The sequence below is a fragment of the Pseudomonas sp. zfem003 genome (genome assembly GCF_032621675.1).
Classification (GTDB): Bacteria; Pseudomonadota; Gammaproteobacteria; order Pseudomonadales; family Pseudomonadaceae; genus Metapseudomonas; species Metapseudomonas otitidis.
This window is the reverse complement of the sequence record NZ_JAVYJG010000002.1, coordinates 214,805-239,148: the sequence shown is the minus strand read 5'-3', so window position 1 is coordinate 239,148 and position 24,344 is coordinate 214,805. Positions and strand designations below refer to the sequence as shown.

Genomic DNA, 24,344 nt, shown 5'->3' with positions numbered 1-24,344 from the left:
GGCATCACCTGCAGCCGTCAGCGGCCGTTGAATTGGGGGGAACGTTTCTCGGCCACGGCGCGCAGCGCCTCGGCGGCATCGTCACTGCGGCCGCAGAGCAGCCCGGCGGCCTGCTCGGCCTCCAGCTGCTGGGCCAGGGTGCGGCTGGCGCCGTCGCGCATCAGGCGCTTGGTCTGGGCAAAGGCGAAGGTCGGGCCGGCGGCCAGGCGCGCGGCGAATTCGCCGACCTGTGCCAGCAGGTGTTCATCGGCAACCACCTCGCCGACCAGGCCGGCGCTCAGCGCACGCTCGGCATCCCACAGCTCGTCGAGGAACAGCAGGCGCTTGGCCGCTTCGCTGCCGATCAGGCGCGGCAGGTGCCAGCTGGCGCCGGCGTCCGGGCAGTAGGCCATGCCGGTGTAGCCGGCCTTGAAGCGCGCGGAGGCGCCAGCGATGCGGAAGTCGCAGCACAGCGCCAGGTCCATCCCCGCGCCCACGGCGGTGCCGTTGACGGCGGCGATGGTCGGCTTGCCCAGGCCATGCAGGCGGCGCATCAGAGCGTGGGCGGTTTCGGTCCAGCCGTAGGTTTCCAGCTCGCCCCGGGCTTCGGCCTCGGCCCATTCGGCAAGGTCGGCACCGGCGCAGAAGCTGCGGCCTTCACCGGTGAGCACGATGACGCGCACCGCCGGGTCGGCCTCATGGGCGTCCAGCTGGGCCAGCAGGTGCTTGAGCGTGGGGATGTCCAGCGCGTTGCGCTGTGCAGGTCGGTTCAGGGTGATCCAGGCGATACCGCCCTGGACCCGGCTGAGCGGGGATGGCTGAGTCATGCGGCCCTCGTTCTTGTCGTTGATTGTGCGGAGGCGAATGCGTGGCCTCATGCTAAACAGTCGTTCAACAAGACCACAATCCACCCCGGAAGCCGCCTGTAACGAAGCGTGCAAAGCCGCCGGAACGCGCCAGCCCTGGCCCCGAAGGGCGCGCGTACGGCGTCGGCATCCGGCAGCGTTACAACTTCGAACAAAGATCCCTACGCCATGAAAAAGGCCCCGCAGTGCGGGGCCTTGGTCGTGACACGGGGTTCAACCGATGCTGGGGACGATCTCCTCCCCCACATCACCGCCACGCCTGCGGCGGATCAGGAAGTAGGCGCCGTAGCACACAGCGATGAAGCCGAAGCCCCAGTACAGCGACGGCCGCTGGGTGGGGTCCAGGGCGAGGAAGACGAACAACGAGCAGCAGATGGCGATGCAGGCCAACGGCACCAGCGGGAACAACGGCGCCGAGTACTTCAGGTCGGCCCGGGTGCCGCCCTTGGCCATGTGCTCGCGGCGGAAGCGGTACTGGGCGTAGGCGATGACGATCCAGGTCACGGTGCCGGCCATGCCGCTCACCGCCATCAGCACCATGAACAGGGTGTCGGCGGCGACGATGCTGGTCAGCAGCGACAGCAGGGCGAAGCACAGGGTGATAAGCAGCGCGTACAGCGGCACGCCCCGGGCGCTCAGTTTCGACAGCTGGCGCGGCGCCATGCCGGTCTTGGACATGGCCCAGAGGATGCGGGTGGAGGCATAGAGCCCGGAGTTGCCCACGGAAAGGATCGCCGTGAGGATCACGAAGTTCATCAGGTCGGCGGCATAGGGAATGCCCACCTTGTCGAACACCTGAACGAACGGGCTCTCCATCAGCCCCGCCTCACGCCAGGGGACGATGGCGGCCAGCACGCCGATGGCCAGCACGTAGAAGATCAGCACGCGGAAGACCACGTTGCGCACGGCCTGGGGGATGCTCTTCTCCGGCTGGTCGGTCTCGCCGGCGGCGACGCCCATGATCTCGCAGCCCTGAAAGGCGTAGACCACCGTCATCATCACCGCGAACACGGCGGCCAGCCCGTTGGGGAACAGGCCATCCCCCACCAGGTTGGCCAGGCCCGGCGCCGCTGACTGGCCTTCGAGGGGAATGGCGCCGAACACCGCCAGCAGCCCCACCAGGATGAACACCAGGATGGCCGCCACCTTGATGCCGGAGAACCAGTACTCGGCCTCGCCGAAGGCCCGGGTCGCCAGGGCGTTGAGGGAGAACAGCACCACCACGAACAACCCTGACCAGACCCAGATGGGGACATCCGGGAACCAGCGCGTCATCAGCATCCCGGCGGCGGTGAACTCCAGGCCCACCGTGGAGGCCCAGCTCATCCAGTAGACCCAGCCGATCATGAAGCCGGTGGCCGGGCCGATGAAGCGCGTGGCGTGGGCCTGGAACGAGCCGGAGACCGGCATCTGCACCGACAGCTCGCCGAGGCAGACCATCACCAGGTACATCAGCAGGCCGGCGACCAGGTAGGCGAGGATGGCGCCCACCGGGCCGCCGGAGCCGATGGTGACGCCCGAGCCCATGAACAGGCCGGTGCCGATCACCCCACCGAGCGAGAGCATGAAGATGTGCCGACTCTTGAGCGCCCGGGTGAGCTGGATTTTCTCGCCGCTGCCGGCGTGATGGGTCTCAGACATGGCGCACCTCCGGGGAGCGGCGGGTGCGGGTGAGCGGAACTCTACGTTGGGTCATTGTTGTTATCTCCAATCGATCAGAGGCCGTGGCTCGAGCACGGATACCGCTGGATTATTCGAAGGAGATGTAAGGCGCCGTTGATCGCCGGGATCGAAGTTGTAAAAAGCTGTAATGAAGCTGTCTCGCTTCAGGGCGCTTTTAAAAACGTAGGCGAGGCAGTCAGCGCAAGGCAAAAACAGGCGAAAAAGCGCAGTTTACGTGCGGTAAATGAGCATTTTGATCGGACTCGCGCACGAGCCTGTTTTTAACGCCGCGATGACAACGCAGGTAGTTTTTATAAGTGTCCTTCAGGCGGGCTGTTGCATCTGCGCCTCGGCCGCCGCCCGCTCCCGGTCCAGGCGCTCGCTCCAGCCCTGCAGCGCCTCGCCCGCCAGGGCGGCGGCTTCCAGGGCCGCCAGGCAGTTCCCGAGGCCACGCCAGCCCAGCGACCGGCAACTGCCGGCAAGGCGGTGGGCCAGGCCGGCGACTTCGTCCCGGTCGTCGGCGCGGATGGCTTCGTGCAGCAGCGGCATCTGCTCGGCCAGCAGTTGGCGCAGGGCGCCGACCAGCGCGGCGAGGCGGTTCTCCCCCAGCAGTTCGCGGTGGGTGGCCAGCAGCCGGGTGTCGAGCGCGGTTCCGTCGTCTGCCTCGTCCGGCGGCGGGCTGCCGGGCATGGCCAGTGCACGACGCAGGGCGTCCAGGCGCAGGGGCTTGGCCAGCACACCCTGCATGCCCGCCTCGAAGTAGCGGCGGACGCTGGCCGGTTCGACGCTGGCGGTGAAGGCGAGGATGGTCGTCGCCCGGTTGAGCCCGTCCGCCTGCTGGCGGATCGCCCGGCACAGCTCGATGCCGTCCATGCCCGGCAGGTGCATGTCCAGCAGGATCAAGTCGAACGCCTGCTGGCGGCAGGCGTCCAGCGCGGGCTGGGCATCGTCCACGGCCTGCACGTGGTGGCAGTCCCGTTCCAGCAGCCCCAGGGCCACGTCGCGGTTCAGCGCCACGTCTTCCACCAGCAGGACCTGCAGGGCACGCCCCTTAGGTACGTTGCCCACCGACCGGGCAGCCGGGAGCGCCGCCGGTTGCAGTTCGATGTCGAACCAGAAACGGCTGCCCTCGCCTTCCCGGCTGTGCAGGCCGATCTGCCCGCCCATGGCGTCCACCAGCCGCTTGCTGATGGCCAGCCCCAGGCCGCTGCCGCCGTAGCGGCGGGTGACGGCGTCGCTGGCCTGGACGAAGCGCTCGAAGATCCGCGCCTGGGCCGCCTCGGGGATGCCGATGCCGTTGTCGCTGACCACGAAGCGCACGCGCTGAGCCGCGCCCTGGGCCGGGGTGGCGGTCACTTCCACCCGCACGTCGCCGTCGGCGGTGAACTTCACGGCGTTGGCCACCAGGTTGCTCAGCACCTGGCGGAGGAACTGCTCGGCCCCTCGGCAGCGGCGGTTCACCGACGGGTCCAGGCGCAGCGAGAGCACGGTGCCGTTGTCCTCGGCGCGGGGCTCCAGCAGCGTCAGCACCTCGTCCAGCAGTTCGCCCAGGTCGAACTCGACGGCTTCCGGCAGGCTCACCCCGTCTTCCAGGCGGGCGAACAGCAGGACTTCGTCGAGCACTGCCAGCAGGCCTTCCCCGGCCTTGTGCAGGGCGTGCAGGCGCTTGCGCTCCAGCGTGCCCAGGTCGGCGTCGCGCAGCAGTTCGGCCATGCCGAGGATGCCGTTGAGCGGGGTGCGGATCTCGTGGCTCATGGTCGCCAGGAAGCGCATCTTCGCCTCGTTCGCGGCCTCGGCCTCCTCCTTGGCCCGCTGCAGGCTGGCGGTACGCCGTTCGACCTGGCGCTGCAGCTCGCTGCGCTCGCGCCCCAGGGCCTGGCGCATGGTGTCCAGGGCCTGGGCCACGGTGTCGAGCTCGTCCGGCCGGGGCCGGGCGCGCTTGTCCAGGTGCAGCGGCTGCTGCAGGTCGCCTTCGGCCATGCGCTGGGCAAAGCCGGCCATGCGCTCCAGGTGCCGCGTCACCAGGCTGTGGAACAGCAGGCTCAGGGCCACCGCCAGGCCGCAGAGGAAGGCGCCCATCCACAGCAGGCCGTCCAGCCCGCTCTGCCAGAGGCGCCGATGAACGGCCCCGAGGTCGATGGCCAGGGTCAGTTCACCGAGGGCGCGCCGCTCGCCGTCGGGCGGCTGGTAGCCGAGGGGGAAATGCTCGACCCGCACCGGGCCGGGCACCTGGATGTCGCCCTGGACCAGGGTGAAGTCTTCGCTGGCGAGGCTCGCCCAGGCGACGTCTGGGAAGTCCACCAGGCCGTGCAGCTGCACCCGCAACTGGGCCTGGTCGAGGTCCCAGAGGCTGCGCTCGAAGCTGGCCAGGTAACCGCTGCGGATCAGCTCCAGGCGCTGTTCGATGGCCTGCATCTCGCGCCGGTACTCCAGGCCCAGCTGCACCGCGCCGGCCAGCAGGGTGACGCACAAGCTGAAGCCGAGGACCCGCTGCAGCAGGCGCCGGGCCAGCGGTCCGGGGGCGTGCAGGGCCTTCATGGCGTCTCCAGGGGACGCCCCTGGGTGCGGTAGTCGCGCTCGCTCTCTTCCAGCCAGCGCTGCAGGCTGCCGTCGGCCTGCAGCGCCAGCAGGATGCGGTCGATGTCGTCGAGCCGCGCCAGGAGCGGTGAGCGCCGCGACACGGCCAGCCGCAGGGAGTCCACCGCCAGGGGTTCGGGCGCGTCGACGATGGCCTCGCCGCCCGGCATGCCCGCCACGAACAGCCGCCCGGTGCGCCGCTCGTAGGGGATGAAGTCGATGCGCTGGCGGATCAGCTTGCCGAAGTTCTGCCGGCTGTCCGAGACGTATTCGATGCGCCCCTGGCGGGTGACGAAGCGGTCGAACTCGGTACCGTAGCTTTCCCCGAACAGCAGCCCGCCGCGGTAACCGGCGAGGTCGGCCAGGTGCTTCACCGCCAGGGGCTTGTGGCGGTTGTAGAAGAGCGCGACCTCCTCCCGCAGCACCGGTGCCTCGGCGAACGCCAGGTATTGCTGGCGCTCCCCGGTGCGATAGGCCAGCACCAGGTCGACGCGGCCGCTGGCGGCATCCATCAGGCAGCGTTTCCAGTTGCCGAGCACCACTACCTGCATCTCGTAGCCCAGCTCCTGGAGCACCCGTTTCACCACCTGGGGCGCCAGGCCGCGCACGGCCTGGCCATCGCTCCAGGACACGGGCGGGTACACCGGGTAGTCGCAATAGCGCATGGTCCCGGCCGCCAGCCCGAGGCTGCACCAGCCCCAGGCCAGGAGTGCCAGCCAGCGCATGTTCAGGCCTCGCTGGGGGTGGCGGTGAACAGGTAGCCGGCGCCGTGGATGGTGATGATCAGCTGCGGGTCGGCGGGGTCGTCGCGCAACTTGCGGCGCAGGCGCCCGACCAGCACGTCGATGGAGCGGTCGTTGGGCAGCCATTCGCGGTTGCGGATCTGGTCCATCAACTGGTCACGGCTGAGGGTGTGGCCGCTGTTGCGCAGGAAGGTGCTGAGCAACTGGAACTCGCCCTGGGTGAGCAGCGTTTCATGGCCGGTGGAATCGATGATGCGGCGCCGGTCGGTGTCCAGCAGCCAGTCGCCGAACTGCTTGAGCACCTGGCGCACGGGGCCGGGCTCGGCCTGGGCATGGCGGACGCGGCGCACCAGGTTCTTCGCCCGGGACACCAGCTCGCGGGGGTTGAGGGGCTTGATCACGTAGTCGTCGGCGCCGCATTCGAGGCCGACGATGCGGTCGATCTCGTCGTTGCGCCCGGTGATCAGGATGATCCCGATCTCGGAGCGCACCCGCAGCTCGCGGGTCAGGGTCAGGCCGTCCTTGCCGGGCAGGCGGACGTCCAGCAGCACCAGCTCCACGGGCTGGCCGAGGTGGGAGGTCTTGGCCAGCACGGCTTCGGCCTGCTCGGCATCGGCCGCGCAGAACACCTCGTAGCCCTCATCGCCCAGGTAGCTCTGCAGCAGCTCACGAATCACCGGATCGTCATCGACGACCAATACGCGGGGAACCATCGCCATCACCTTTCACCTCCGGCGTGCCGGGGCGTTTCTTGTTCTGGTTGTCGGACGGTGACACCCGGGCGGAGGCTCGGGTGAAAGCAGCAGCCTAGCCACTGCTGAACAAACGATCAATAAGCGGACGTATCCTCCTGGAAACGCTGATACGCGCCGGCCTGCAGGCCATCGACCCAGGCTTCGCAGATCACCACGCCCTGCTCGGGGGTGAAGGTGGCGGGGTTGAGGCCGGACTCCAGCCACAGCCCGTCCAGCAGCGCGCTGAGGCTGATGGCCGCGAGGCCGGCGTCGAAGGCGGGCCAGCCCTCCTCGTCCGCCAGCAGGGCGAGGGCGTCGGCCAGCAGGCTGCGGTAGTTGCCGTAGGACTGGTCATGGACCCGGCGGATGGATTCGATGTGGGTCACCGCGCCCCAGAACACCAGCCAGGCGTCGAGCAGCTGGGGGTCGAGCATCTCGGCCGAGAACGAGGCCTGGAAGAAGGCCGAGAGGCGCCGCCGGGCAGGCCCCGGGGCGGACTCCACGGCGCAACGCAGCAGGCCCATGACCCGCTCGCTGACCGCCAGGTAGGCCTCGGCCACCAGCGCGTCCTTGCCCTCGTAGTGGTGGTTGATGAGGCCGACGGAGACACCCGCCTCGGCGCAGATCTTGCGCACGGAGGCGCCCTGGAAACCGTAGCGCTTGAGGCAGACCAGGGTGGCGTCCACCAGCAGGGCCTTGCGCTGCTCCGGCTCCAGCCGGGAAAACCGCACTTCCGTATTCATCACCACGCTCCTGTTCGTTCAACCGCACGGGGCCGGGAAGCGGCCTCACTCCTCGCTGTGCACCACCACCAGCAACTCGGCCTGCTCCTCGCCCAGGGAGCGCAGGCGGTGCGGCTTCTGGGCGTTGAAGTGCAGCGCGTCGCCGGTTTCCAGGGTCAGGCGCTCGGACAGGAAGTCGACCTCCACCCGCCCCCGGTGGACGAAGATGAACTCCTCGCCCAGGTGCTCCTTGAAGGTCGAATGGCTGAAGTCCCGGGGGGGGTGGACGATGAACGGCAGCAGCGCGCGGTCGCCGATCTGCCGGGCGAGGGAGGCGTAGGCCGGGCCCTCGTCGTCCCGCGCCAGTGGCTGTCGCTCGTCGTGGCGCACCAGGCTGTAGCCCTCGCTGGCGGCCCCCTCCTCGGCGAACAGCTCCTCCACCGGCACGCTGAGCGCCTTCGACAGCTTCAGCGCGGTGGCGATGGAGGGCGTGCTCAGGCCCCGCTCCACCTTGGACAGGTAGCTCTTGGTCATGCCGGTCTTCTCGGCCAGCGTTTCCAGGGTCATCCCCAGTTTTTTTCTCAACAATTTCAATCGCATGGACATGCAGAACGCCCCTTTGGCGTCGGTGCGGGAAACTTTTCTCTTGCCAATGACACTTTGTGTCATTTAGCTTTATTTGTGTCATTCGCTTCGACATGACCGCGAGCCCCACTCGCGTCACCCGGCTAAGGATGCTCACATGGCAACTACCATGCACCTCCCCAAAGACCAACTGATCCAGCATGCCGAACGGCAGATGCAGACCAGCCTGCTGGATAATACGTGGACGGCCCGGCAAAAACTGGCCCTGACCTGCCGAATCCTCTTCGAGGGCGGCCATGATTCCGGCCTGGCCGGACAGATCACCTGCCGTGCCGAGGAGCCCGGCACCTACTACACCCAGCAACTGGGGCTGGGCTTCGACGAGATTTCCGCCAGCAACCTGCTGCGGGTCGACGAGGACCTCAAGGTGCTCCAGGGCCAGGGCATGGCCAACCCGGCCAACCGTTTCCACAGCTGGGTGTACCGCGCCCGCCCGGACGTGAACTGCATCATCCACACCCACCCGCTGCACGCCGCCGCCCTGTCGATGCTGGAAGTGCCGCTGGCGGTCTCGCACATGGACCTCTGCCCGCTGTACGACGACTGCGCCTTCCTCAAGGAGTGGCCGGGGGTGCCGGTGGGCAACGAAGAGGGCGAGATCATCTCCGCCGCCCTGGGCGACAAGCGCGCCATCCTGCTCTCCCACCACGGCCTGCTGGTGACCGGTGCCAGCATCGAGGAAGCCTGCGTGCTGGCGCTGCTGTTCGAGCGTGCCGCGAAGATGCAGCTGCTGGCCATGTCCGCCGGCGAGATCCGCCCCATCCCGCCGGCCCTCGGCCGTGAGGCTCATGACTGGATCTCCACGCCCAAGCGCCACGGCGCGGCCTTCAGCTACTACGCACGGCGCAGCCTGCGTCAGCACGGCGACTGCCTGAGCTGACCGCGCGCCACCACACAAGACCTTTCGTTCATTGCCCCAGGTGCACCCATGTCCTCTTCCATCCTCCACGGCATCATCGGCTACACCATCACCCCCTTCGGCGCGGACGGCGCCCTCGACCTGCCGGCCCTCGGCCACTCCATCGAACGCCTGCTGGACGGCGGCGTGCACGCCATCGCGCCCCTGGGCAGCACCGGCGAAGGCGCCTACCTCAGCGACCCGGAATGGGACGCGGTGGCGGAGTTCAGCCTGAGCACCATCGCCGGCCGCGTGCCGAGCATCGTCAGCGTGTCCGACCTGACCACCGCGCGCACCGTGCGCCGCGCCCGCCTGGCCGAGCAGCTGGGCGCCAGCGCGGTGATGGTGCTGCCGGTGTCCTACTGGAAGCTCAGCGAGGCGGAGATCCTCGCCCACTACCGTGCGGTGGGCGAGGCCATCGGCGTCCCGGTGATGCTCTACAACAACCCGGGCACCAGCGGCACGGACCTGCCGGTGGAGCTGATCCTGCGGATCGTCCGGGAGGTGGAGAACGTCACGATGGTCAAGGAGAGCACCGGCGACATCCAGCGCATGCACCGGCTGCACCTGCTTTCCGACGGCCAGGTGGCTTTCTACAACGGCTGCAACCCGCTGGCGCTGGAGGCTCTGGTGGCCGGGGCGAAAGGCTGGTGCACCGCCGCGCCCAACCTCATCCCCCGGCACAACCTGGCGCTCTACGAGGCGGTGCGCGAGGGGCGCCTGGACGAGGCGCGGGAGTCGTTCTATCGCCAGCTGGCGCTGCTGGACTACATCACCCGCCGGGGCCTGCCCACCACCGTGAAGGCCGGCCTGCGCCTGACCGGGCTGGACGTGGGCGTCCCGCGCCTGCCCCTGCAGGCGCTGGATGACGAAGGTCAGCGCTACCTGAGCGGCCTGCTGGCCGAGCTGCGCTGACCGGCGGCCCCGCCCGTCGCACGGCGGGCGGGGCGGCTCAGTCGCGGTAGTCCGGTGCCACCCGGTCCAGCAGGCGCAGCAGCGCCTGCCAGGCCAGCTCGTTGGCATCCGGGTCGCTCAACTCGCCGTCCGCCAGCGGGCGCGCGGGTTCGTTGAACTGGCGCTGGGTGTGTTCGCAGACCTCGTGGGACGGCAGCAGCAGCTCGCCGCCGGCCTGGGCGGCCAGCTGGATGTCGCAGGCCTTCTCCAGGTAGTACATGCGCAGGAAGGCCTGGGCCACCGTCTCCCCCACCGTCAGCAGGCCGTGGTTGCGCAGGATCATCACCGGCTTGTCGCCGAGGTCGGCCACCAGGCGCTTCTGCTCGTCGAGGTTCAGCGCCACGCCCTCGTAGCCGTGGTAGGCCACGCGGCCATAGAACTCCATGGAGATCTGGTTCACCGGCAGCAGCCCCGCCGGCTGGGCGGCCACCGCGCACCCGGCGCGGGTGTGGGTGTGCAGCACGCAGCGGGCGTCCTCGCGGGCGGCATGGATGGCGCTGTGGATGACGAAGCCCGCCGGGTTGACCTTGTGGCGGGTCGGCTCCACCGGGCGGCCCTGCAGGTCGATCTTCACCAGGTCGCTGGCGCGGATCTCGTCGAACATCAGCCCGTAGGGGTTGATCAGGAAGTGGTGCTCGGGCCCCGGCAGGCGCACCGAGATGTGGGTGAAGATCAGGTCGGTCATGCGGAAGTGCGCCACCAGCCGGTAGCAGGCGGCCAGCTCCTGGCGCAGGGTACGCTCCTCGGGGGAGCAGGACGAAGGGGGCAGCGGGGCGTGCAGCGGCGTCATGGAAGGCTCCGGGGTCGGTGGAAGGTGGAGTGGCCCACCGCGAGGGCGGGCCGGGTAGCGGCACCCTATCAGCGCACCGCCCAGGCGTTGAAGCGCTCCTCCAGCACCTCGCCGTGGTCGACCCAAAACTCCACGTCCATGGGCAGGGCGTCCGCCAGGGCCTGGGGCGTGGCCGGAATCCAGCGCGCCTGCTCGGCGTCCAGCGCGGCGGCGGCCTCACGGTTGGTCGGGCCGTAGGGGATGCGACCGATGTAGTCCAGCTGCGGCGCCTTGCGGTTCATGTAGGCGACCAGCCGTTCGGCCTGGGGCAGGTGCCGGGAGCCCTTGATCACCGCCCAGTAGTCCATGCCGTAGAGGCTGCCGGGCAGCACCAGGGCGAAGTTGCGCCCGCCCTGGTGCGCGGCGGCCACGCGTCCGGAGTAGGAGGAGGTCATCACCACATCGCCTGCCGCCAGCCACTGGGTGGGCTGGGCACCGGCCTCCCACCACTGGATCTGCGGCTTGATCTGGTCGAGCTTGGCGAAGGCGCGGTCCACCCCGGCCGGCGTTGCCAGCACCTTGTACACCTCGCCGACCGGCACGCCGTCGGCCAGCAGGGCGAATTCCAGGTTGTACACGGCGCGCTTGCGCAGGCCGCGCTTGCCGGGGAATTTCTCCAGGTCCCAGAAATCCGCCCAGGAGGTGGGCGCCGTCTTCAGGCGGTCGGCGTCGTAGCTCAGGGCCACGCCCCACACCATCGCGGCCGAGCCGCAGTCCTGGGCGGCCTGGTCGATCAGTGCCTCGCGGCCCCCAAGGCGCGACCAGTCCAGCGTCTCGAACAGGCCGCTCTCGCAGCCGCGCACCAGGTCGGGCCCCTCGATCTGCACCAGGTCCCAGTCCACGTGGCCGGTCTCGGCCATCACCCGGATGCGCGCCATCTCGCCGTTGTATTCAGTCTGGATCAGCCGGTGGCCATCCTCGGCCGCGAAGGGTTTGAAGAAGGCTTCGTCCTGGGCCTTCTGACCGTCGCCACCGTAGCCGACCACCACCATGTCGGGCGCCGCCTGGGCACCCAGGGCGGGCAGCAGCAGGGCCAGGCAGGTGAGCAGGCGGGGCAGGAACGGCGCGCTGCGCCGGTGGAACGGAGATGAGGTGTGGTTTCGCATGAACGTGCTCCCAGTCTTGTTGTTGTTCAGGGATGCCCCGTCGAGGGGGACTTTCACGCTAGGGCCATGTCATTAAAAAAACAAGTTGATTTTTTACTGAAAACAAACAAGTAATGAATTTATAAGAAACGACCTCGCCGAGGCCCCCATGTCTGCCTTCCCCCACCTGTTCGAGCCCCTGCACCTGCGCGGCAAGCGCCTGAAGAACCGCATCATGTCCAGCGGGCACGACACCAGCATGCCCACCGACAACCGCGTCAACGACACCCTCATCGCCTACCAGCGCGCCCGCGCCGAAGGGGGCGTGGGGCTGATCGTGCTGCAGGTGGCCGGCGTCCACGACAGCGCGCGCTACACCTCCCACGTGCTGATGGCCACGGACGACTCCTGCATCGAGGGCTACCGCGAACTGGCCGAGGCCTGCCACGCCCACGGCACGCTGGTGCTGTCGCAGCTGTTCCACCCCGGGCGGGAGATCATGGAGACCGCCAACGGCCTGCTGGCGGTGGCCTACGCGCCGTCCGTCACGCCCAACGAGCGCTTCCGGGTCATGCCCCGGGCCCTCGACCAGGCCATGATCGACGAGATCGTCACCGGCTACGGCGCCGCCACCCGGCGCCTGCGCGAGGCCGGGCTGGATGGTGTGGAGGTGGTGGCCAGCCACGGCTACCTGCCGGCGCAGTTCCTCAACCCCCGGGTCAACCTGCGCGAGGACGGCTACAACGGCGACCTCGACGCCCGCCTGCGCTTCCTCCGCGAGGTGCTCGAGGCGGTGCGTGAAGCCGGCGGCGAAGACTTCATCGTCGGCCTGCGCATCTCCGCCGACGAGCGCGATCCCCAGGGGCTGACCGAGGACGAATCCCTCAGCGCCGTGCTCGCCCTGCAGCCGCAGCTGGACTACGTGCACCTGGTGGCCGGCACCTCCGCGTCCTTCGGCGGCGCCGTGCACATCGTGCCGCCGATGGCGGTGGCGCCGGCCTACCTGGCCGAAACCGCCGGGCATTTCAAGGCCCGGCTGGGCATCCCGCTGTTCGTCACCGGGCGCATCAACCAGCCCCAGGAAGCGGAGCAGATCATCGCCAGCGGCCAGGCGGACGTGTGCGGCATGACCCGGGCGCTGATCTGCGACCCGCAGATGCCGGAGAAGACCGCCAGCGGCCGGGTGGACGACGTGCGCGCCTGCATCGCCTGCAACCAGGCGTGCATCGGCCACTTCCACAAGGGCTACCCCATCTCCTGCATCCAGCACCCGGAAACCGGCCGCGAGCAGCAGTTCGGGCGCCTCGTCCCCACCGATCGCCCGCAGCGGGTGATGGTGGTCGGCGGCGGCCCGGCCGGCATGAAGGCGGCCGCCGTGGCGGCCCGCCGTGGCCACCAGGTCACCCTCTACGAAGCCGGCGCCCAGCTCGGCGGGCAGGTGCTGCTGGCCCAACTGCTGCCCCGGCGCAGCGAATTCGGCGGCGCGGCCACCAACCTGCAGCGCGAGCTGGAGCTGGCCGGCGTGCAGGTGCAGCGCAACACCCGGGTGGACCTGGCCCTGGTGGAGCGGGAGCGCCCGGACCGGGTCATCCTCGCCACCGGCGCCCGCCCCTACTGGCCGGCGTTCGAACGCGGCGGCGACCTGCAGGTGGTGGATGCCTGGCAGGTGCTGCGCGGCGAGGTGAAGGTCGGTCGCTCGGTGCTGGTGGCCGACTGGCGCTGCGACTGGATCGGCCCCGGCATCGCCGAGCACCTGGTGCGCCAGGGGCATACGGTGCGGCTGGCGGTGAACGGCACCCACTGCGGCGAGAGCCTGCCGCTGTACGTGCGCGACCAGATGGCCGGCGAGCTGCATCGCCTGGGCATCCCGGTCACCCCCTACGCGCGTCTGTATGGCTGCGACGACGACACGGTGTACATGCTGCACAGCGCCAGCGGCGAGCCGATGCTGTTCGAGCAGGTGGACACCCTGGTGCTGTGCCAGGGCCATGCGCCGTTCGATGAGCTGGGCAGCGCCCTGGAAGGCCGGGTGCCGTTCCAGCGCATTGGCGATTGCCTGGCGGCCCGCACGGCGGAAGAGGCGATCTTCGAGGGGCTGCAGGCAGCCTGGACGCTCTGAAACCGGGGCGCGCGGCAAGGGTCGAACCTGCCTTACAATGCCGCGCCCGACACACCGGGCCGCCGGCCTACAAGGACAGCCAGACCATGAGCCCACTGCCGCCCTCGCCCCAGGCCGTACCGCCTGAAAGCCAGTTCCTCGGCACCCGCATCCGCGGCCTGCGCAAGCGCCGCGGCATGACCCTGAGCGAGCTGGCCGAGCAGAGTTCGCTCACCGCCGGCTACATCAGCCAGCTGGAACGCAACCTCGCCTACCCCTCGATCCCGGCGCTGTTCAACATCGCCCGCAGCCTGGGGGTGACCATCCAGTGGTTCTTCGGCAGCGAAGCCCCCGTGGCCGAGGCCGACCGGGGCTACGTGGTGCGGCGCAACGCCCGCATGAGCCTGCATTACGAGGACGGCATCACCGACGAGCTGCTCAGCCCGCAGCCCAGCCGTTCGCTGGAGGTCCTCCATTCGCGCTTTCCGCCCGGCACCTACAGCGAGGAGAGCTACAGCCACGAAGGCGAGGAAGCCGGCTACGTACTGAGCGGGCAGTTCGAGCTGTGGGTCGGCGAACGCCACTTCCTGCTGAACGAAGGCGACAGCTTCGCCTTCTCCAGCCAGGAGCCGCACCGCTACGGCAACCCCGGCGAGCGGGATGCCCTGGTGCTGTGGATCGTGACCCCGCCGACTTTCTGATCCCGCGCCGCCTCGGCGACGCTCCTCACTTCTTGATTCGGGCAGCCAGGCCAGCCAACAGGCGCTCCAGCGCGCCCTGGTTCGCCCGCAGCACGCCGAGCCCGGCATCGCGCATGGCAGCGGCGCGTGCGGCGTCGGCCCAGAGCCCTTCGACGTCGCGGGCCAGGGCCTCGGCGCCGTCCACCTCCAGCAGGGCGCCGGCATCGCGCAGTTGCGCGGCGATTTCGAGGAAGTTGAACAGGTGCGGGCCGGACAGCACCGGCTTGCCCAGGGCCGCCGGCTCCAGCAGGTTGTGCCCGCCGTTGGGCACCAGGCTGCCACCGACGAAGGCGCTGTCGGCCAGGGCGTAGAGGAACAGCAGCTCACCCATGGTGTCGCCCACCAGCACCTGGGTCTGCGCCGCCACCGACTCGCCGCTGGAGCGGCGCTGGCTGGCGAAGCCGGACTGGCGGCTCAGCTCGTACACCGAGGTGAAGCGCTCCGGGTGGCGCGGCACCAGGATCAGCAGGGCATCCGGACGCCGGGCCAGCACGGCGCGATGGGCCGCGAGGATGATCTCGTCCTCGCCGGCATGGGTGCTGGCGGCGATCCACACCGGTCGCCCGCTGGCGCCCCAGGCGGCGCGCAGCTCGGCGGCACGGGCCGGCAGGGCCGGGTCGATGGTGAGGTCGTACTTGATCGAGCCGGTCACCCCCACGCATTCCGGACGCGCACCCAGTTGGCGGAAGCGCTCGGCTTCGGCCTCGGTCTGCACGGCGATCCAGTCCAGCTCGGCCAGCATCGGCGCGGTGAGCTTGGCGAAACGCGCATAGCCCCGGGCGGAGCGGGCCGACAGCCGTGCGTTGGCCAGCACCACCGGGATCCGGCGCCGCGCGCACTGGTGGATGTGGTTGGGCCAGAGTTCGGTTTCCATGATCACCGCCAGCTTCGGCCGCACCCGGTTGAGGAAGCGCGACGCGGCCCAGGGCAGGTCGTAGGGCAGGTAGCAGTGCTGCACGCGGTCACCGAACAGCGCCTGGATGCGCTCGGAGCCGGTGGGGGTCATGCAGGTGAGGGTGATGGGCAGGTCCGGGTGGCGCGCCATCAGCTCACGCACCATGGGCGCGGCGGCGATGCTCTCCCCCACCGACACGGCGTGCACCCAGATGCCCCCCGGCTTGAGCGGCGGCAGGCCGAGGGCGAAACGCTCGCCGATGCGCCGGGCATAGGCCGGCGCCCGCCAGGCGCGCCAGGCCAGGCGCAGGGCCACCAGGGGCAGGCCGAGATGGAACAGCAGAGTGTAGAGGGTGCGATTCATGGTGAGGCCAGTGATGCGGACAGGGGGCGGATGATAACTGAGCGGTCCGCCAACCGAAGCGTTTTCGGGCGCCAGCGGCTGGGCCTCAACCCAGGGCCTGCAGGTGCTCCGCCAGTTGGTCGGCCAGCCACAGCGCGGCGGGACCGAGGGCTTCATCGCGCCGGCAGACCAGTTCCACCACCAGCGAGGGCGGCGTCCAGTCGCTGCGCAGCTCCACCAGGTGGCCCTGATAGGCCGGGTACTGCGCCACGTGCCGGGGCAGCCAGGCCCAGCCCAGCCCGCGCATCACCAGCTCGGCCATGACGTAGAAGCTGTCGGCGCGCCACACCTGCGGCCCGAGCTGCTCGCCGCCGGGGTAGTGGCTGTCCTGCGGGGCCATGAGGATCTGCCGGTGGCGCACCAGCTCGCGGCGGTCGGCGTAGCCGCTGGCGGCCAGGGCATGAGTCGCGCCACAGACGGTGACCATCTCGATGGTGCCGAGGCGCTGGCGCTCCAGGGCGTCGGGCATGTGTTCGTGGTGGAACAGCAGGCCGAGGTCGGCGCGGCGCTCCAGCAGCTTGCGCGCCACGTCGCCCTGGGCGCTGCTGGCCAGCTGCACCTCCAGCAGCGGGAAGGCCGCCCCCAGTGCCTCCAGGCTGGCCAGCACCGGCTGGTAGGGCATGGCCTCGTCCTGGGCCAGGCGCAGGCGCGCTTCCTCGCCACGGTACAGCCCCTGGGCGCGGCCCTCCAGGCGCTGGCACTGGCGCAGCACTTCGCGGGCCTCCTCCAGCAGGGCCGCCCCTTCCAGCGTCAACCTGGGCTGGCGCCCGCTGCTGCGGTCGAACAGCGCCACCCCCAGGTCCTCTTCCAGCAGGGCAATGGCGGTGCTGACGGCGGACTGGGCGCGGCGCAGGTCCCGTGCGACGGAGGAAAACGAGCGCCCCTCGGCCACGGCGACGAAGACGCGGATCTGTTCGAGGTTCCAGTGCATGGCGGCTCAACCTATCTCTGATTCAGATGGGTAATGACTTTATCCCATCATGGAAAACTCTAGAATCCGCCCACCTGACAGGAGGGCCCCGACCATGACCGGCTATATCTACCTTGCCATCGCCATCGCCGCCGAAGTGGTCGCCACCACCTCGATGAAGGCCATCGACGGCTTCAACAAACCCCTGCCGCTGGTGCTGGTCATCGGCGGCTACGCCATCGCCTTCTGGATGCTGACGATGGTGGTGAAGAGCATCCCGGTGGGCATCGCCTACGCCATCTGGGCCGGGCTCGGCATCGTCCTGGTGAGCATCGCCGCGCTGGTGATCTACCAGCAGAAGCTCGACCTGCCGGCCGTGGTGGGCATGGGGATGATCGTCTCGGGGGTGGTGGTGATCCAGCTGTTCTCCAGCAGCACGGGGCACTGATCCAGCGGCGAACGGCCACGCACGGCACACGCGACAGGGGCGCTATACTGCGCCCCTGTTTTTTCCCAGGCGTCGTCTCCCATGGCCGAACCCCTCAGCACCGACATCCTCATCCTCGGCGGCGGCATCGCCGGCCTCTGGCTCAACGCCCGCCTGCGCCAGCTGGGCTACGCCACGCTGCTGGTGGAATCCGCCAGTCTGGGCGGCGCCCAGAGCGTGAAGTCCCAGGGCATCATCCATGGCGGCACCAAGTACGCCCTGCACGGCGCCCTCACCGGCGCCTCCGAAGCCATCTCCGACATGCCGCGCCGCTGGCGCGAAGCCGTGGCCGGCAGCGGCGAGCTGGACCTCTCCGGCGTGCGCCTGCTCTCCGACGCCCACTACCTGTGGTCGCCGGGCAGCCTGTTCGGCAACGTCACCAGCTTCTTCGCCAGCAAGGCCATGCGCGGCCGGGTCGACCCGGTCAGCGGCAGCGATCTGCCCCCGGCGCTGCAACACCCGAAATTCAAGGGCAAGGTCTACCGCCTGGCCGAGCTGGTGCTGGACGTGCCCAGCGTGATCGCCCGCCTGGCCGGGCTGGCCGGCGACAGCCTGCTGGCCGGTCACCAGGTGGAGCCGCTGCGCGACGGCGAGGCCCTGGTGGGCCTGCGCGTGGACGGCCGCGAGATCCGCGCCCAGCGCATCGTGCTCAGTGCTGGTGCCGGCAACGAGGCGCTGCTGCAGGCGCTGGGCATCCAGCAGCCGGCCATGCAGCGCCGCCCGCTGCACATGGTCATGGCCAAGGGGCCGGGGCTGAAGCCGCTGTATGCCCACTGCCTGGGCGGCGGGCCGAAGCCGCGGGTCACCGTCACCAGCCACCCGGCGGCCGATGGCCAGTGGGTCTGGTACCTGGGCGGCGACCTGGCGGAAGCCGATGGCGTGGCCCGCAACGAGGCCGAGCAGATCGCCGCTGCCGAACAGGAGATGCAGCAGTTGCTGCCGTGGATCGACTACACCGGCACCCAGTGGGCGACCCTGCGGGTGGAGCGCGCGGAGCCGGCGCAATCCGGCCTGGTGCGCCCGGACAACGCCTTCCTCGCCGAGCAGGGCAACCTGCTGGTGGGCTGGCCGACCAAGCTGGCCCTGGCGCCGGACTTCACCGACCGCGTGCTGGCCAGCCTGGACCGCGACGGCATCCGCCCCGGCCAGCACGCACCGCTGCCCACCCTGCCCCGCCCGCCGGTGGCCCAACCGGCCTGGGAGGAACTGCTGGGATGAACAGCCTGCACCACCTGCACCGCCCCCTCGGCGACACCGGCCTGCGGGTCTCCCCCCTGGGGCTCGGCACCGTCAAGCTGGGCCGCGACCAGGGCGTGAAGTACCCCTCCGGCTTCACCATCCCCGACGATACGGAAGCCCGCCAGTTGCTGGCACTGGCCCGTGACCTGGGCATCAACCTGATCGACACCGCGCCGGCCTACGGCCGCAGCGAGGAGCGCCTCGGCCCGCTGCTGCGTGGCCAGCGCCAGGACTGGGTGATCGTCAGCAAGGTGGGCGAGGAGTTCGAAGCCGGCCAGTCGCACTTCGACTTCAGCCCGGCCCACACCCGCCGCTCCGTGGAGCGCAGCCTCCAGCGCCTGGAGACCGACGTGATCGACCTGGTGCTGGTGCATTCCGACGGCAACGACGTGGCGGTGCTACGGGACAGCGGCGTCTACGAGACCCTCGCCGAGCTGAAGCAGGCCGGCAAGATCCGCGCCTTCGGCCTCTCCGGCAAGACGGTGGACGGCGGCCTGCTGGCGCTGGAGCGCGGCGACTGCGCGATGGTCACCTACAACCTCAACGAGCAGGGCGAGCGCCCGGTGCTGGACTATGCTGCCCAACACGCCAAAGGCCTGCTGGTGAAGAAGGGCCTGGCCAGCGGCCATGCCTGCCTGGCACCCGGGGTGGACCCGGTGCGGGCCAGCTTCGAGCTGATCTTCGGTCACCCGGGGGTGACCAGCGCCATCATCGGAACCATCAATCCGCTGCACCTGTCCCATAATGTCGCGACGGCCGCCGCGGTACTGGGTGGGCCAGCCTGACGCCGCGCCCGCGGCCGACCCCGACGCAAGGAGGAGCCGCCATGCCGCGCACCCTGGCACGCAAGGACCCGACCCTCTTCAAGACCCTGCCCCTGCAGGTGGACGCCAGCCCGGACGGGCTGGCCTACCGCAGCCTCGGCCTGCCGATGAACTTCGCGCAGATGCTCGAACGGCGTCGCCAGCCCCTGGTGATCGACGACAACCAGCACTTCTCGGTGCAACTGGCCAACCTCGGGGTTTCGGTGCGCCTGACCCTGACCCTGCACGGCCAGACCTACTGGGTGGTGGTGCGCCAGCGCCGCCAGGACCGGGGCGACACCGTGCTCAAGCTGATTTCCGGCTATGTGCCGGCCCATGAACTGAACCTGCCGCTGCTGACCGCCATCCAGGAAGTGGCCGAGGAATGCCTGATCGAGACGCCGGACGGCTGGCTCGCCGGCCGCTTCGCCGACACCTGGCTGCCGACGCCCTACCCCAAGGCCCTGCATTACCTGGAGCACGCCTACTTCCGCCTCAGCCCGCTGTCCGGCGCGGCACGGCCGGTGCAGAGCGGCAGCCTGACGCTGCTGGAGCGCCCCCACGCCTACGTGCACCTGCCCACCGCTTCCCTGCAGCTGGTCTACGACCTGGCCCTGGAGCTGCCCCGCGAGGCGCGCCAGCCGAGCCTGTTCCACGTCGATGAAGTGCTGCAGGGCGAAGCCCTGGTGGCCAGCCTGGAGCGCCGCCGGCCGGACATCTACCTGCTGCCCTGCCAGGACGGCCAGCCCACCGGCGAGCTGTTCACCCTGCTGGACGGCGAACTGAAGCCGGCCAGCACCCGGGGGCTGTGGCTGTCGGAAGGGTTTGCAGAGCAGGACGGCTGGCTGGTGCGGGACGAGCGGGTGCGCTGGAAGGACTGGCTGGCACGGGTCGGCACCGCGCCGATGAGCCGGCGGCGACTGGCGGGCTGAGCCCGCCAGCCGCACTCGCGGCCTACTTCAGCTCGCTGGAGCTCTTGCCCAGCAGGCGCCGGGCCACGATCAGCAACTGGATCTGCTGGGTGCCTTCGAAGATGTCGAGGATCTTCGAGTCCCGCGCCCATTTCTCCAGCAGTTCGTCTTCCCCGTAGCCCAGCGCGCCACACAGCTCGACGCACTTGAGGGTGACCTCGTTGGCGACGCGCCCGGCCTTGGCCTTGGCGATGGACGCTTCCTTGGAGTTGGGCAGCTTGTTGTCGGCCATCCAGGCGGCCTTAAGGGTCAGCAGCCGCGCCGCTTCCCACTCGGCCTCCAGGCGATAGAGGGTGGCTTCGGCGTGGCTCACGCTGAGCAGCGGCTTGCGGTAGTCGAAGCGGCAGCCGGCCTTCTTCAGCAGCTCGCGGGTCCTGTCCAGCGCGGCCTTGGCGACGCCGATGGCCATGCCGGCCACCAGGGGTCGGGTGTTGTCGAAGGTCTCCATCACCCCGGCAAAGCCCTTCTGCACGTCGATCTCGGGGTTGCCCAGCAGGTTGGCCGCCGGGACGCGGCAGTCGTTGAAGCTGATGGAGGCGGTGTCGGAGGCCTTGATGCCGAGCTTCTTCTCCAGGCGGGTGACGGTCATGCCCGGGGTGCCCTTCTCCACCACGAAGGACTTGATCGCGGCGCGGCCGAGGCTCCTGTCCAGGGTGGCCCAGACCACCACCGCATCGGCACGCTCGCCGGAGGTGACGTAGATCTTCTCGCCGTTGAGCACATAGTGATCACCGTCCTTCACCGCCGTGGTGCGGATGGCGGCGGAGTCCGAGCCGCAGCCCGGTTCGGTGATGGCCATGGCCGCCCAGGTGCTGCCGAAGCGCTTGAGCTGCTCCTCGTTGGCCACGGCGGCGATGGCGGCGTTGCCCAGGCCCTGGCGGGGCATGCCCAGCAGCAGGCCGACGTCGCCCCAGCACAGCTCGATGACACCCAGCAGGGCCGAGAGGTTGCCACCGTTGCGCACGCCCTCCTCCGCCTGGCCACTGCCGCGCTTGCTGGCGGAGGTGGCGCCGACGGCATCGGGGGAGCCGGCGTTCATGCCGTCCAGCAGGGCGGCCAGCAGGTCCAGCTCCTTGGGGTAGGCGTGCTCGGCCTTGTCGTACTTGCGGGAGATGGGGCGGAAGTAGTTCGCCGCCACCTGGTGGGCCTGGTTGGCCAGGCCGCGGAATTTCTTCGGGGTTTCCAGGTTCATCACAAAGTCCTCAGGACCGGATTTCGACCGTTCGAGCTAGACGCGCAATCGGTAGAAAACGGTTCTCACAAGTGCAGGCCGCCGGCCATGACGGCCACGGCACACAGGTCGCGGTACCAGCGCTCGGCCGGGTGTTCCTTGGTGAAGCCGTGGCCACCGAGCAGTTGCACGGCGTCGGTGCCGATCTTCATGGCCTTCTCGGCGCACAGCAGGCGCGCCAGGTAGGCCTCGCGACGGAAGTCCTCGCCGCGCTCGGCACGGGCGCAGGCCCGCCAGACCATCAGGCGCATGGCATCCAGCTCGATGCCGATGTCGGCCACCATGAAGGCCACGCCCTGGCGATGGCTGATGGGTTCGCCGAAGGCGACGCGCTCGTTGCAGTAGGTCACCACGTAGTCCAGCGCGGCCTGGGCGGTGCCCACGGCGAGGGCACACCAGGCCAGGGTGGTGTAGGCGAGGAAGCGCTCCAGATCGAAGGCACTGCCGGCCAGGCGGTCCTCCACCGGCACCCGCACGCCCTTCAGGCTCAGTCGGGCGGTGGCGCAGGCCTTGAGGCCCATGGCCGGTTCGGGGCGCAGGTTCAGGCCCTTGGCACCGACATCCACACGGAACAGTGCCGGGCCGTCGGCCGTCTGGGCGGCGACCAGGATGGCACTGGCGTTGAGGCCTTCGAGCACGAGGCATTTCTCGCCATCGAGCTGGTAGTGACGCCCCTTGCGCTTGGCCCGGGTGGCCAGGCGCAGCGGGTCGACCAGCAGCCCCGGTTCGCTGACGGCGATGGCCATGGCCGGCGGGCGCGCAGCCCCGACGAAGGCGGGCAGCCAGCGGGCCTGCTGCTCCTGGGAGGCCCAGCGGCGGATGCAGTTGGCCACCGACAGCGGCACCAGCAGCGAGGCCGCCAGGGACAGGTCGCCCCCGCCGAGGGCTTCGGCGATCAGGGCGTTGGTGACGACGGTGCGCTCGCCGGCCATGCCGCCCAGCGCTTCGCTGACGCCGTAGTGGGCCAGGCCCAGCTCCAGGGCCTGGTTGATCAGCTCGGCGGAGACGCAGCCCTGGGCATCCGCTGCTTCCGCAGCCGGGCGCAGGACCTCGCTGGCGAAGGCGCCGAGCATTTCCACGAGCATCTGCTGCTCGTCGCTGAGGGACAGGTCGAAGAGGCCGTCCGGGTCCGCCGGGCGCGGGGCCTTGGCAGATTTGGCGGGCTTGGCCGCCATCCGGAAGCCGGCACGGCTGCCGGTGTACAGGAGGCGTTCGAAGGGTTTGCGCAGCTTGAACCGGTCCGGCCAGTCGGCCTGGGCCACGCGGTTCAGCACGGACAGGGCACGGCCCTGCACATCGGTACTCATGGCATCGCTCCACGCGGGGTGAGGATGCCGGGATGATGCGCGCGCGCCGCCAGGGGCGCCTATGACCGGGCCGACGCGCCGCTGTGGCGCCTCGGCCAGTGGGAACCCCGTTCAGCGGCTGCGGATCTTCTCGACGATGGCGGTGGTGGAGCTGTTCTCCACCAGGCCGAGCACCCGTACTTCACCGCCGTACGCACGGACCAGGTCGGCGCCGACCACCTGCTCGACGCCGTAGTCGCCACCCTTGACCAGGATGTCCGGCTTGACCTCGCCCAGCAGGCGCTCGGGGGTGTCTTCGCTGAAGCTCACTACCCAGTCCACGGCGCCGAGACCGGCGAGCACGGCCATGCGCCGGTCCACCGAGTTGATCGGCCGACCGGGGCCCTTGAGGCGGCTGACGGAGGCGTCGTCGTTGATCGCCACCACCAGGCGGTCGCCCTGGGCGCGGGCCTGCTCCAGGTAGGTCACGTGGCCGGCGTGGAGGATGTCGAAACAGCCGTTGGTGAAGACGATCTTCTCGCCGTGGGCGCGGGCATCTTCGATGGCCAGCAGCAGTTGCTCCAGGCTCAGCACGCCGCGCTCGGAGCCCTGCTCGCGCTGCACCGCGCGGCGCAGCTCGGGAGCGCTGATGGCGGCGGTACCCAGCTTGCCGACCACGATGCCGGCGGCCAGGTTGGCCAGGGCGACGGCCTGGGGCAGGTCTTCACCGGCCGCCAGGCTGGCGGCCAGGGTGGAGATGACGGTGTCGCCGGCGCCGGTGACGTCGAACACTTCGCGGGCACGGGCCGGCAGGTGCAGGGCCGGGTGGCCGGGGCGCAGCAGGGTCATGCCGTGCTCGCCACGGGTCACCAGCAAGGCGCCGAGGTCCAGCTCCTGCATGAGCCGGGCGCCCTTGGCGACCAGCTCGGCCTCGTCGGCGCAGCGGCCGACGATGGTCTCGAATTCATTGAGGTTGGGGGTGATCAGGCTGGCGCCCCGGTAGATGCCGAAGTCCTTGCCCTTGGGGTCGGCCAGCACCGGAATGCCCTTGCGCCGGGCTGCCTGGATCAGCGCCTGGTGGTTCTTCAGGGCGCCCTTGCCATAGTCGGACAGCACCAGCACCTTGACGCCGGTGAGCAGGCGTTCGACCTCGGCGGCCAGGGCCTCGGCATCGGTGTCGAAGGGCTCTTCGAAGTCCATGCGCAGCAGTTGCTGGTGGCGGCTCATGACCCGCAGCTTGACGATGGTGGGCTGCCCGGCGATGCGCTGGAAGCGGGCATCCACGCCGGCGGCGCCGAGGCTGGCGAGCAGGCTCTCGGCGGCTTCGTCCTCACCGGTGACGCCGACCAGGGCCGCCGGTGCACCCAGGGCGGCGATGTTCAGCGCCACGTTGGCGGCGCCGCCCGGACGGTCTTCGATCTGGTCCACACGCACCACCGGAACCGGCGCCTCGGGGGAGATGCGCGAGGTGCCGCCATGCCAGTAACGGTCGAGCATGACATCGCCCACCACCAGAACGGGGGCCAGATCGAAACGGGGCATGGTGAGCTTCATGAAGACTCCAGGGCATGGAAAAACGGCGCGGATC

Annotated in this window: 22 protein-coding genes; 8 read left to right on the top strand and 14 right to left on the bottom strand. The window is 69.8% G+C overall.

Annotated features, from left to right (window positions below; all coding sequences use genetic code 11):
* Positions 1–17: 17 nt before the first annotated feature.
* From RTK35_RS04530 to RTK35_RS04500, 7 genes are all read right to left on the bottom strand, one after another.
* Positions 18–806 carry an enoyl-CoA hydratase/isomerase family protein gene (locus tag RTK35_RS04530; RefSeq protein ID WP_316907493.1) on the bottom strand — a complete coding sequence of 263 codons (789 nt, stop codon included), beginning with the start codon at positions 804–806 and terminating at the stop codon, positions 18–20.
* Between the two features lie 252 nt (positions 807–1,058).
* On the bottom strand, positions 1,059–2,486 hold the full coding sequence (locus RTK35_RS04525; RefSeq protein ID WP_316907492.1) for an amino acid permease: 1,428 nt from the start codon (positions 2,484–2,486) through the stop codon (positions 1,059–1,061).
* Positions 2,487–2,831: 345 nt separating this feature from the next.
* A complete protein-coding gene (locus RTK35_RS04520) occupies positions 2,832–5,045 on the bottom strand; it encodes an ATP-binding protein (RefSeq protein ID WP_316907491.1) in 2,214 nt (737 codons plus the stop codon).
* Positions 5,042–5,809, bottom strand: a complete 768-nt coding sequence (locus RTK35_RS04515) for a substrate-binding periplasmic protein (protein ID WP_316907490.1) — start codon at positions 5,807–5,809, stop codon at positions 5,042–5,044. The genes RTK35_RS04520 and RTK35_RS04515 overlap by 4 nt, the downstream gene beginning before the upstream one ends.
* Positions 5,810–5,811: 2 nt before the next feature.
* A complete protein-coding gene (locus tag RTK35_RS04510) occupies positions 5,812–6,546 on the bottom strand; it encodes a response regulator transcription factor (RefSeq protein ID WP_107331359.1) in 735 nt (244 codons plus the stop codon).
* 110 nt (positions 6,547–6,656) lie between these two features.
* The gene (locus RTK35_RS04505; RefSeq protein ID WP_316907489.1) at positions 6,657–7,304 is read right to left on the bottom strand and encodes a TetR family transcriptional regulator C-terminal domain-containing protein; all 648 of its coding nucleotides are present in this window, start codon (positions 7,302–7,304) and stop codon (positions 6,657–6,659) included.
* Between the two features lie 45 nt (positions 7,305–7,349).
* Entirely contained in the window at positions 7,350–7,889 is a 540-nt protein-coding gene (locus RTK35_RS04500; RefSeq protein WP_044401059.1) for a helix-turn-helix domain-containing protein, read from the bottom strand.
* 136 nt (positions 7,890–8,025) lie between these two features.
* Here RTK35_RS04500 and RTK35_RS04495 point away from each other — a divergent pair, with 136 nt between their 5' ends.
* Complete coding sequence (locus RTK35_RS04495; protein ID WP_044401056.1) at positions 8,026–8,808, top strand: aldolase; 783 nt, start codon at positions 8,026–8,028, stop codon at positions 8,806–8,808.
* Positions 8,809–8,856: 48 nt separating this feature from the next.
* Complete coding sequence (locus tag RTK35_RS04490) at positions 8,857–9,741, top strand: dihydrodipicolinate synthase family protein (RefSeq protein WP_316907488.1); 885 nt, start codon at positions 8,857–8,859, stop codon at positions 9,739–9,741.
* Between the two features lie 37 nt (positions 9,742–9,778).
* Here the strand turns inward: RTK35_RS04490 and RTK35_RS04485 are convergent, their stop codons facing one another.
* Entirely contained in the window at positions 9,779–10,570 is a 792-nt protein-coding gene (locus RTK35_RS04485; protein WP_044401052.1) for a class II aldolase/adducin family protein, read from the bottom strand.
* 68 nt (positions 10,571–10,638) lie between these two features.
* Positions 10,639–11,601 carry an ABC transporter substrate-binding protein gene (locus RTK35_RS04480; protein WP_410478632.1) on the bottom strand — a complete coding sequence of 321 codons (963 nt, stop codon included), beginning with the start codon at positions 11,599–11,601 and terminating at the stop codon, positions 10,639–10,641.
* Between the two features lie 262 nt (positions 11,602–11,863).
* Here RTK35_RS04480 and RTK35_RS04475 point away from each other — a divergent pair, with 262 nt between their 5' ends.
* Entirely contained in the window at positions 11,864–13,813 is a 1,950-nt protein-coding gene (locus tag RTK35_RS04475; protein ID WP_316907486.1) for an FAD-dependent oxidoreductase, read from the top strand.
* A gap of 86 nt (positions 13,814–13,899) precedes the next feature.
* The gene (locus RTK35_RS04470) at positions 13,900–14,493 is read left to right on the top strand and encodes a cupin domain-containing protein (protein ID WP_044401043.1); all 594 of its coding nucleotides are present in this window, start codon (positions 13,900–13,902) and stop codon (positions 14,491–14,493) included.
* Positions 14,494–14,518: 25 nt separating this feature from the next.
* On the opposite strand, the gene waaA is transcribed toward RTK35_RS04470, so the two are convergent.
* Together waaA and RTK35_RS04460 are read right to left on the bottom strand one after the other, a co-directional pair.
* On the bottom strand, positions 14,519–15,790 hold the full coding sequence (gene waaA, locus RTK35_RS04465) for a lipid IV(A) 3-deoxy-D-manno-octulosonic acid transferase (protein ID WP_316907485.1): 1,272 nt from the start codon (positions 15,788–15,790) through the stop codon (positions 14,519–14,521).
* An 85-nt stretch (positions 15,791–15,875) separates the two neighbouring features.
* Positions 15,876–16,760, bottom strand: coding sequence for a LysR family transcriptional regulator (locus tag RTK35_RS04460; RefSeq protein WP_316907484.1), 885 nt, complete (start codon positions 16,758–16,760; stop codon positions 15,876–15,878).
* A 94-nt stretch (positions 16,761–16,854) separates the two neighbouring features.
* Between RTK35_RS04460 and RTK35_RS04455 the strand changes: the two genes are divergently transcribed.
* The 4 genes from RTK35_RS04455 to RTK35_RS04440 all read left to right on the top strand — a co-directional run bounded on the left by RTK35_RS04455 (position 16,855) and on the right by RTK35_RS04440 (position 20,200).
* On the top strand, positions 16,855–17,187 hold the full coding sequence (locus RTK35_RS04455; protein ID WP_044401034.1) for a DMT family transporter: 333 nt from the start codon (positions 16,855–16,857) through the stop codon (positions 17,185–17,187).
* A gap of 81 nt (positions 17,188–17,268) precedes the next feature.
* Entirely contained in the window at positions 17,269–18,444 is a 1,176-nt protein-coding gene (locus tag RTK35_RS04450; RefSeq protein WP_316907483.1) for an NAD(P)/FAD-dependent oxidoreductase, read from the top strand.
* A complete protein-coding gene (locus tag RTK35_RS04445; RefSeq protein WP_316907482.1) occupies positions 18,441–19,250 on the top strand; it encodes an aldo/keto reductase in 810 nt (269 codons plus the stop codon). Before RTK35_RS04450 ends, RTK35_RS04445 begins: the two co-directional genes overlap by 4 nt.
* 41 nt (positions 19,251–19,291) lie before the next feature.
* The gene (locus tag RTK35_RS04440) at positions 19,292–20,200 is read left to right on the top strand and encodes a metal ABC transporter ATPase (protein WP_316907481.1); all 909 of its coding nucleotides are present in this window, start codon (positions 19,292–19,294) and stop codon (positions 20,198–20,200) included.
* A 22-nt stretch (positions 20,201–20,222) separates the two neighbouring features.
* Here RTK35_RS04440 and RTK35_RS04435 read toward each other — a convergent pair whose 3' ends face one another.
* From RTK35_RS04435 to hldE, 3 genes are all read right to left on the bottom strand, one after another.
* Positions 20,223–21,431, bottom strand: coding sequence for an acyl-CoA dehydrogenase family protein (locus RTK35_RS04435; protein WP_074970629.1), 1,209 nt, complete (start codon positions 21,429–21,431; stop codon positions 20,223–20,225).
* Positions 21,432–21,496: 65 nt separating this feature from the next.
* The gene (locus RTK35_RS04430; RefSeq protein ID WP_316907480.1) at positions 21,497–22,777 is read right to left on the bottom strand and encodes an acyl-CoA dehydrogenase family protein; all 1,281 of its coding nucleotides are present in this window, start codon (positions 22,775–22,777) and stop codon (positions 21,497–21,499) included.
* Positions 22,778–22,888: 111 nt separating this feature from the next.
* Positions 22,889–24,310 carry a bifunctional D-glycero-beta-D-manno-heptose-7-phosphate kinase/D-glycero-beta-D-manno-heptose 1-phosphate adenylyltransferase HldE gene (gene hldE, locus RTK35_RS04425; protein ID WP_074970633.1) on the bottom strand — a complete coding sequence of 474 codons (1,422 nt, stop codon included), beginning with the start codon at positions 24,308–24,310 and terminating at the stop codon, positions 22,889–22,891.
* Between the last annotated feature and the right edge of the window lie 34 nt (positions 24,311–24,344).